Origin of the sequence: Sorangium sp. So ce119 (assembly GCF_051524405.1) — a bacterium.
Classification (GTDB): Bacteria; Myxococcota_A; Polyangia; order Polyangiales; family Polyangiaceae; genus Sorangium; species Sorangium cellulosum_G.
Window position 1 is genome coordinate 1671971 of record NZ_CP150310.1, and the last position, 8030, is coordinate 1680000.

An 8030-nucleotide genomic window follows, 5' to 3' on the forward strand; every position below is an offset into this window, starting at 1 on the left:
CAGCGGGTCTGCTCATCAAGGGGTGTGCCAGCGCGGGTTATTGCGTCGCTGGGCGTTGAACATCCAAGTTCAGCTCATCGTGCGCAGCTCGTGGACGGCCCCTTCGATCCGGCCGATTGCTTCGCTCAGCTCGGGAGACGATAGATGGCTTTATTGGAGTGCGCCGAAACGCGTCTTCAAGCCTTCGAGGCCCTTGGAGATCATGGTGTTGACCGTTGCGCCTATGAACGGGGTGCCCGCGCCCTTGAGCCGATAGCTCACCCGCCACTCCACCGTGCAGCCCGCACCCTTGTCCCTGACCTGGATGACCCCCGTGTAATCCGAGGCTGGCAACCCGCTCACCATCGTGTACCGCATGAGCCGCCGGGCGTCGTCGAGCTCCGCTAGACGTTCGACGACTTCGGATCCGTCCGTCAAGATGCTCTTCCGCAACTGGCCGACCCCTCTCCCCACCGTCTCCAACCGCACGACCATGGGGTGCCAGTCCATCAGCCCGTCGAAGCGCCCGATCACCTTCCAGGCCTCCTTGCTGCCGGCGGCGAGGTCGACTGCGCCGGTGATCTCGATCGGCGTCACGTTGGGGGGCTGCACGTAGGGGAACGCCTTGCCCCCCGGCTGCGTGGCGCCCTTGGCCCCGCCGTGGAGCATAGGCGTCCTGCCGCGGTTGGACTCGTACGAGATGAAGATGTTCATGATATTGGCGTCGAGGGTCCTGCCCCCGCCCGTGGCGTACTTCTTCCCCTCGAGCGTGCTGTGCTCGATCTCTCGGTGGCTGTCGTCGGTGGTCGGCTTGGTCACGTCAATCAGGAGGAAATCGTCCAGGAGCACGTTCGCAAGGGCCCTGCGCCCGGACTCTGTCCAATCGACCTTGCCGTCCCGCCTGTCCCAGAGGTCCAGTGAGAGGAGCAGGCGATCTCTGTATAGCGGCAGGCGCTTCGGGTCGACCGCGAACGGATCCTCCTGATTCCACAGGTCCCGCAGGTCGGTCTCGCCATCGATGAGCATGTGGAGGTTGGTCACCTCGGGCCGTCCGATCCGGTCGATCCGCGGGACGTTGCCCGCGAACACCCCCCGTGGAGCGCGGGGCGTCGTCTTCGCGATGACCCCGAACAGCGATCCCCTGCGCGGCTCGAGCACCTTGGTCGTGTCGAGCTCGATGACGATGCTCAGGACGTTGTTGTCCTGGAGGACGTTGGGGATGGCCTTCGGCATCCTGTTGCGGGGCGGCCACTCCCAGCCGGAAAAGAAGGGGTCCGACCTCAGCCCGGCGAAGACACGGAAGACGCCATCGGGTGTGGCGGCGCCTCGCTCGTCGCCGACGACCAGCGGCAAGGTCCTCCCGCCAGGCAACGTGCACGCCCCCCTTTGGCGCGGTTCGCCGCCGCTCGTCGAGGCCTCGAGCGATCCGAACTTGCAGGTGAACTGCAGCTCCTCCTTGGCGGCCTGAAAGCGGGCTTCGTTCCCCGATCCGGCGACCCGGACGCGGCGCATCGCGATGATGTAGTTCACGGCGTCGGAGAAGAACGCGGCGTCGCCCGCGATCGGGAACACGTCGGCGATGAGCACCGTGCGGTCGGCTCGCTCCGGGCTCTGAAAGGCGTACAGATCGGTCAGGTCCGCCGCCGGATCCCCGATGGCTCGCGGCCCGTCGAGGTGATCCGACGCGGCGGCCGGGAGACCGCCAAGGGGCCCGAGAACCAGGATCCCGAGCAGGAGACCGAGGAGCGGCATGACCGTATTCCCCCGGCGGCGGGCGACCGCTTCACTCGATGTGGGCCTATGGCACATGGGGGTTCTTCTCCGCCGGGTGCCCGGTTCTCGCGCGCGAGAGAGGAGACACCTGAAAGGCCTTCGTGTTCCCCAGGCGCGCCCGGGCCTCGGCGAGCAGATTGGCGGCGAGTCGTCGTTCACCGACGCGGACGGCGGCCTCGTGGGCCAGCTCGAAGGCGCGGAGCGTCGGCCGATTGGCCAGGTTGCGGCGAGCCAGCGACAGCGCCTTGAGCACGTCATTGCCGTCACCGAGGTAGAATTCGGCGGCGTGATCAGCGAAGGCGAGCTCGTGCCGCGCGAGGAGCCGATCGTAGGAGGCCCTGGCCCCAAGCAACTGTTCCTGCGCTTCCCGCGCGCGGCCCTGCTCCTTCAGGACCTGGGCGAGGCGCCACCTGGACTCCGGGTCGCCGCGGCGTGCCCCGGGTGTGAGGAGGGCCTCCGCCTTGGCGAGAGCGCCGCGCCTGGCGTAGAGCTCGGCGAGGTGGACGCGCGCCGGAACGTAAGCTGGCAAGTACGCCAGCGCCATTTCGTAATAGCGCCGCGCTCTCTCGGGCTCCGGCGCGGGTATGCGTTCGCCCCAGAGCACCCCGCGCTGGAAGCAGACCCACGCCGGCGGAAACGGGGAGACATCGCGGTACTGGGCGAGCGCCCGTGCATACAAACGGTCCGCCTCCTCGTACTCGCCGAGGTCCACGAGCAAGGCCGCGAGGGGAAGGAGCTCGTCGATGCCGGAGATGGTCTGCGCCCTTCTGCGACGCACAGCCAATACCTCCACCAAACCCTTGCCGGTCGCTTGCTGGATCGAGAGCCGCACCGGCTCGGTCATGGCCGCCCGGACGCCGCGGCGCGCGGCTTGGCGGAGGTCGGCTTCGGCCTCCTCGAATCGATGCAAGTACGCCGCGATCCTCGCCGATAGCAGGTAGGTCTCGCCGGCTTCGGGCTCATGGCGACGAAGCTCTGCGGCCAGGTGGTCGAGGCGATCCGGTGACTCCATGTCGCCCAGGAACTGCGCGTTCAACTGCTCGATCTGGACGATGCGATCCGGCGCGCCGTTCTTGCGGGCGAATCGGAGATAGTCGCTCCAGGCCGCGCGGAGCGAGCTCTCCAGATTGGAGACGGCGATGTCTCCGGACGTGGTCTGGAGGGTCGCAGCGCGTACCCCCGGCGCGATCCCGATCCCCAAGAAGAGCAACCCCAAGAAAAAGACGGCGATTGGTCTGATCGCGTGGGCTGGCATCGTCTGCCTCCTCGTGCACGTTCCGACGGCGACCGCGCCGTGCCACCTTGTGGGCTCATCCATCCGCGAACATCCGCAAAACGCACGCCAGCATCATTGGTACGGCGGCGCACATCGACGATGCCATACTGGATGAATTCAGGCCGTCGACATGGTGCCTCTGGAAACACGGTCCTCAGTTCTCGGCGCGAGCGAGCCAGGCTTCACGGGCCGAGGCAGACGAGATGTTCAAGCCTATGTCTGGAGATCAGCGAGCCAGCGCAGTGCTCGTAGGCCCGGCATGAACGCGTACTCACCGCCCCTTGTCACGACGAACCGCGGCAATCCGTGGAGGCGCCGCGGGATCGGCCGCCGTGGAATCGTGAAGCCGCCGTCTCCCTCGTTCGATCCGGTGATGGGGTCCTTGGCGTTGCCCGCCCCGATGAAGACGCCGCTGTTGACCCACTCCGTTTGCACGAATTCGAACTGCCGCCCCAGGTGCGCTCCGATGAAGGCAAATATGAGCCCCCTATCGACGCCATCGTCCTCCAGAACCCCTTCCGCGAGCGGAGGACCATAGACCGTTCCACGCCGGATCATCCGGTGCAGGCCGACCATGCCCGCCACACTCGAGTCTCGTGGGTTCACTCGCCGAATGTGTGATTCGAGAGGAGTTTTGAAGCCTGTCGGGTCGTCTCCATAGAGGAATGCGTTGTTGCGCAGCGGGTCGTCTCCCAGCTCGGGATTGTCGCTGGATGGGCTGAGCGCCAGGGGCGCGCCGCTCCGCCAGCGCCCCATCATCTTTGCCGCCAGGAGCTCCTCGTCGTCCGGGCTGAGCGAGTTCTCCTTCACGTATCGGCGGAACAGCGCCACGCGTTGGTACAGCTTACGAAGAGCCACGTACGTCCCGTTGCGACCCAGCGCCTCGGGCTGGGGCATCACGGTGCCGCCCAGCTCGTCCGGGTAGCCCAGGATGAATTCACCTGCCTTGTGAGGACGCTGCGCCGGGTTGGTCCCCGGAATGCCGCTGCCCTCGATCGCGGGATGGCTCATGCCGTCCCGGAACCCGAAGTGTTCCCTTGGACCGGGCAGCGCATAACAATCCTGGCGCCAGATCAACGCAACTCCCGGCAACGCCTGGATCGCTGCTCGAGCGCGCTCAAGCGCCGCCTCCAAGCCGTGCGCGTCCGGCGACAGCGCGGTGATCACGACGTGGACGTCTGGAGTTCCGAGCGGTGCCTCCCAGTGCTCAGGGCTGCTATCGCCGGTGTCTCCCAGGTGGCGCGCGCGCGCCGCCATCCCCTGCTGGAACTCCCACGCGAAGCTATCGAGCGACTCCTGCGGCACGCCGAGCGCCTTGAGGCCCTGGAAGGTGAGCGAGGCGCTCACCCAGGTATCGGATTCCGGACTCTCGCGGTGGGCGGCCGAGGCCACCACATTGCTGAGCCGCCTCATCAACTCCCGCCCTGCCTTGCGGTCGTCGATGCGTAGCAAGAGGTACGTCGCCACGTACGGCGAAGGCCGTGGGCGCAAGACCCCGCTCTGTATGTCCTCCAGTTCGAGCAGGCCGCTGACTGACTCGGGCATCGGTCTCCTCCATCGCGATTGCTTCTATCTGGCCGCGAGGTTTCTCCAGAACGTCTCCAGGTTGATCGCGACAGGAACGGGAGTTCTGCTCCGTGTCTCGCGACGAGAGAATGAGCTCACTGCATCAGGTCGAGCATCGTGGAAAGGGCGCACTTGACTTTGAGCGCCTTGACCACCTCCACTCCGGTGGCGTCCGGATACTCCGCGTATTCCATGAATGGCTGGGCTGCATGCTCACGTGCGAACTTGGCGAACGAGGCAGGGTTTTCCTTCCAGTCTACCGGAAAGCCTTCGAGTTGCTCGAATATCGTGTTTAGGCCTGCCTGTTTGAAGAGCAGCACCGCGTCCTCTACATACTTGTCGAAGTCTGTGTCGAAGAAGCCGATATAAAGGAACCACGTGGTGTCACCTTCCTTGTACATGGCCCAGCGCAGAAAATGGAGCGCGAGCGGAGCGAGCGCCTGGGGTTGCTCCTTTATCAGCTTTTCGACGGTCTTACCGTATGCGCGGACCACATCCTCCCGTCCTGGTATGACCTTGGCGATGATCGTGAACCCGCGTGACCTGGGGAGCACCGTGCCGAATCTCCCTGCCTCTATCTCTTCGTCCACTCTTGGCAGCGCTTCTGCAAGCGGTCGAATGTCGGCGCAATTCCGTGTCGAGTTCATGTCATCTCGCTTTCGTGACCGGTCGCTGTTTTCGTGCTAAAATGCTTCCCCCAAGGTGTGCATCATCTTCTGTTCCGCTATCCGCAGTGGCCGAACGGCTGGTTCGGGGAGCACCTCATGGCATGCAACCCTACATCGGGCGTCCTCTGAAGGATCTGCAGCTCACGGACGAGAAGCGCAAGAGCACGCGGTCCTCTTGCCTCGACCTGGGGTGCGCCTCGCGGAGGGTAGCGTGCTAGCGCTCTGACGACCCGATGACGTCGTGCACCGAACCCGTTCGGCTGTGAAGAGCGCCCACAGCCGAGGGGGCTCGCGCCTGTCGAGGGGCCGCCTTCACGCCAAACGCGGCGATGGTGAACACCGACATGATGGCACCGAAGATATCGAGCCTCATGAAGACCGCGATGCCGATGTGCAATCCGACCGTCGCCGCTACCCAGAGTCGCCGGGTCCGACGTGGCCAGATGAAGAACGGGTACCCGATCTCCACGAGCAGCACCATCCACCCCGCGGCCACGGCGATCCAGGCGTGGTGAGCGAGCCACGAAAAATCGAGCCGCCGGTACTCGGGCAGCATGAGCGAGCTCCACATCGCGTCTCCGTCCCACCACGCTGAGCCCAGCGCCTTTTCCACGCCACTCGAAAAGTAGACGAGACAGAGGTGCATCGGTATGACCCGCAACGCGAGACGCGCTGTCTCGCTCGGCTCGGGCGGCGCTCGTCCGAAGACACGATCGAGCGACAGCGCCGCGCCAGAAGGCATGAAGATGAGGTAGAGCAGGAAGATGTTCGCGAACTGGTCTGCTCCATAGTTCGTCCTTTCCGCCGTCATCATGAACGTGAAATGCACGAACCAGGCGCACGCCGCGGAGAACCTCGTCCTCCAGCTGAGCAGGAGGCCAGCCAGCGACAGCACGTAGAGAATACCCACTCCAGCGATCACCGAGCTCTCACCGACCCCGAAGCGCCAAAATGCGTCCACGAGGTGGCCGATCCGGGGGAAACCGATCGCGCCAGACCCGTCGAGGAGCTGTCCCTGAACGATGCCCGAACGCGAGTACAGCTCGGAAGCGATCGGCGCGATCAGCGCCGCCTGCATCAAGAGGACCGACGCGAGCCCTATCCGGAGCGCCGCCAAGGGCCGCGCCGACGCGGGTGCGAACGCGAATTGCCTCATCGAGCCCCACAGGCGCGCGGATGCCTCTCTGGCGTTCGGCAGGCGCAGGATATAGGTCCGCTGCCTCATGGCGGCGCCTCTTTCTTGATCTCGCCGGTAGCGAGCTGCGCCTTCATGTTGAACTTGGCCTGATATTCGACATACCAGCGCGGCTGCCATGTTCAGGAACAGCGGCCCCTCCTCATTCGAGAAGCTGCCCCGCAGGCCGGCGCGCGGAGCCGCACCTCACATCGCCCGGGGGGCCAGCGCAGGTGCGGAACGCGTGGAGCCTGACCTCGACCCCGGGCGCCGCGCGCCCTGGATCGTCGATCTCGTGGCGGCAGCCGCCCGCGTCCCACGCCACCTCGCGCGGCCGCGACCAGAGCGCGAGCCGCCGAGGAGCAGCACCGTGATCGAGCCGCCGATCGCCGGCGTGCGGATCTGCCGCTCCCGGCGCTGCGTCGCCTCGCCCGGTGTCCACTGGAGGTTGTTCCGCACCCGGTCGGCGAGGAGCTGCATCGCGACGCGCTCGCGGTCTCCCTACCGCTCCACGAGCCGGATGCGCCTCAGCCGGTCGAGCGCCGCGGGGCGCCGGGGAGCACGGCGGCGAGGGCGAGCCACGGATCGGTCGACCGCGGATCGGGCGACCGGGGGAGGGCTTCGCGGGTCTTGTGACGGGTGGCGCCGACGTAGGTGAACGCCGGGGCAGGGGGCCGCGAGGGGAGCTTGCCACGCTCGGAGTCCTTCACGTCGTCGTCGTCCGCGGCGAGCACCACGGTCCGGTCCGCGTCGTCGTCGTCCGCGGCGAACGCGAGCGGTTGCGGAGGCGGTGCGGCATCGGGGGCTGCCTCCGGCGCGGCGAGCAGCGCGCGGAGGTCCCGCGCCGCGCTGCGCCACCGCGGCGGCGCCGGCAGGACCGCCAGCCCGCTCGCCTGTGCTCCGTGGCTCTTCCTCTCCCCTGGGCCGAGCATGTTTCGCGGGCGGGCTGCGGCACCGTGGTTGACACGCCGGTGTCAAGCATTAACCAGAACCGGGGACGGTCGCCGGGACTGGCGCGCTGCGGTGCGGCCGCGCCGCGGTGCGGTGCGGTGCGGTGCGGAGAGCGTGGAGAGGACGGTGAACAGAACAAGCCGCTCGCTCTTCAGGTCGCTCGGTCTGGTCGCTGCGTGTCGGCGCTCTCGAGCGAGCGCGTTGACACCTTCGCGGCCCGGGTATAAAGTGATCCTCGCGGATCGCGGCGTCGGCGAGCCGGCGGGCTGAAACAAAGAACTGTTCAGCTCGAAGCTTCCCGGCCCGGGGTCTCAAGAGGTTTGAGATTCTAGAAAGGCGTGGTCGATCTTCTCGAAAGAGGAGGTTGACAGTCTCGCGACGGGATTCTAGAGTGCGTCCTCGCGAATCGGCGGAGCCGGAGAGCCCCCGAGAGCAACCGCAACGTACACACGAAGTACAAGGCGGAAGTTCGTAGCTCTCTCAACTGCCCGGTCGATCTCTCGAAAGAGAAGGTTGACAGCTTCGCGACGAGGAACTAGAGTCCTCGCCCCGCGGATCGGCGGAGTCGGAGAGCGCGTACAATCCGGGCAACCTGAGCAATCAGGTCTCTTCCGGAGAGTCGGCAGCCAGGTGGTCAGCTACC

The 8030-nt window shown here is 66.3% G+C and carries 6 protein-coding genes; all 6 read right to left on the reverse strand.

Translation table 11 applies throughout. The annotated features are described in order from the left end of the window. Positions 1 to 150: 150 nt before the first annotated feature. Positions 151 to 1788 (reverse strand): DUF4331 family protein, encoded by a 1638-nt coding sequence (locus tag WME76_RS06635; protein ID WP_437962082.1) that lies wholly within the window; start codon positions 1786 to 1788, stop codon positions 151 to 153. Then, positions 1778 to 3007, reverse strand: coding sequence for a tetratricopeptide repeat protein (locus WME76_RS06640; RefSeq protein ID WP_437959345.1), 1230 nt, complete (start codon positions 3005 to 3007; stop codon positions 1778 to 1780). The genes WME76_RS06635 and WME76_RS06640 overlap by 11 nt, the downstream gene beginning before the upstream one ends. Positions 3008 to 3241: 234 nt before the next feature. Continuing rightward, positions 3242 to 4573: a Dyp-type peroxidase gene (locus tag WME76_RS06645; protein ID WP_437959346.1), complete on the reverse strand. Its 1332-nt coding sequence runs from the start codon at positions 4571 to 4573 to the stop codon at positions 3242 to 3244. 116 nt (positions 4574 to 4689) lie between these two features. Beyond that, positions 4690 to 5241 (reverse strand): hypothetical protein, encoded by a 552-nt coding sequence (locus WME76_RS06650; RefSeq protein WP_437959347.1) that lies wholly within the window; start codon positions 5239 to 5241, stop codon positions 4690 to 4692. Between the two features lie 235 nt (positions 5242 to 5476). After that, positions 5477 to 6487 (reverse strand): HTTM domain-containing protein, encoded by a 1011-nt coding sequence (locus WME76_RS06655; RefSeq protein ID WP_437959348.1) that lies wholly within the window; start codon positions 6485 to 6487, stop codon positions 5477 to 5479. A gap of 476 nt (positions 6488 to 6963) precedes the next feature. Next, entirely contained in the window at positions 6964 to 7368 is a 405-nt protein-coding gene (locus WME76_RS06660; RefSeq protein WP_437959349.1) for a hypothetical protein, read from the reverse strand. Positions 7369 to 8030 lie beyond the last annotated feature (662 nt).

Excerpts from the sequence above, each read along its gene's own strand:
- WME76_RS06635 (WP_437962082.1), bottom strand. The coding sequence starts at position 1,788 with ATGTGCCATAGGCCCACATCGAGTGAAGCGGTCGCCCGCCGCCGGGGG.
- WME76_RS06640 (WP_437959345.1), bottom strand. The coding sequence starts at position 3,007 with ATGCCAGCCCACGCGATCAGACCAATCGCCGTCTTTTTCTTGGGGTTG.
- WME76_RS06645 (WP_437959346.1), bottom strand. The coding sequence starts at position 4,573 with ATGCCCGAGTCAGTCAGCGGCCTGCTCGAACTGGAGGACATACAGAGC.
- WME76_RS06650 (WP_437959347.1), bottom strand. The coding sequence starts at position 5,241 with ATGAACTCGACACGGAATTGCGCCGACATTCGACCGCTTGCAGAAGCG.
- WME76_RS06655 (WP_437959348.1), bottom strand. The coding sequence starts at position 6,487 with ATGAGGCAGCGGACCTATATCCTGCGCCTGCCGAACGCCAGAGAGGCA.
- WME76_RS06660 (WP_437959349.1), bottom strand. The coding sequence starts at position 7,368 with ATGCTCGGCCCAGGGGAGAGGAAGAGCCACGGAGCACAGGCGAGCGGG.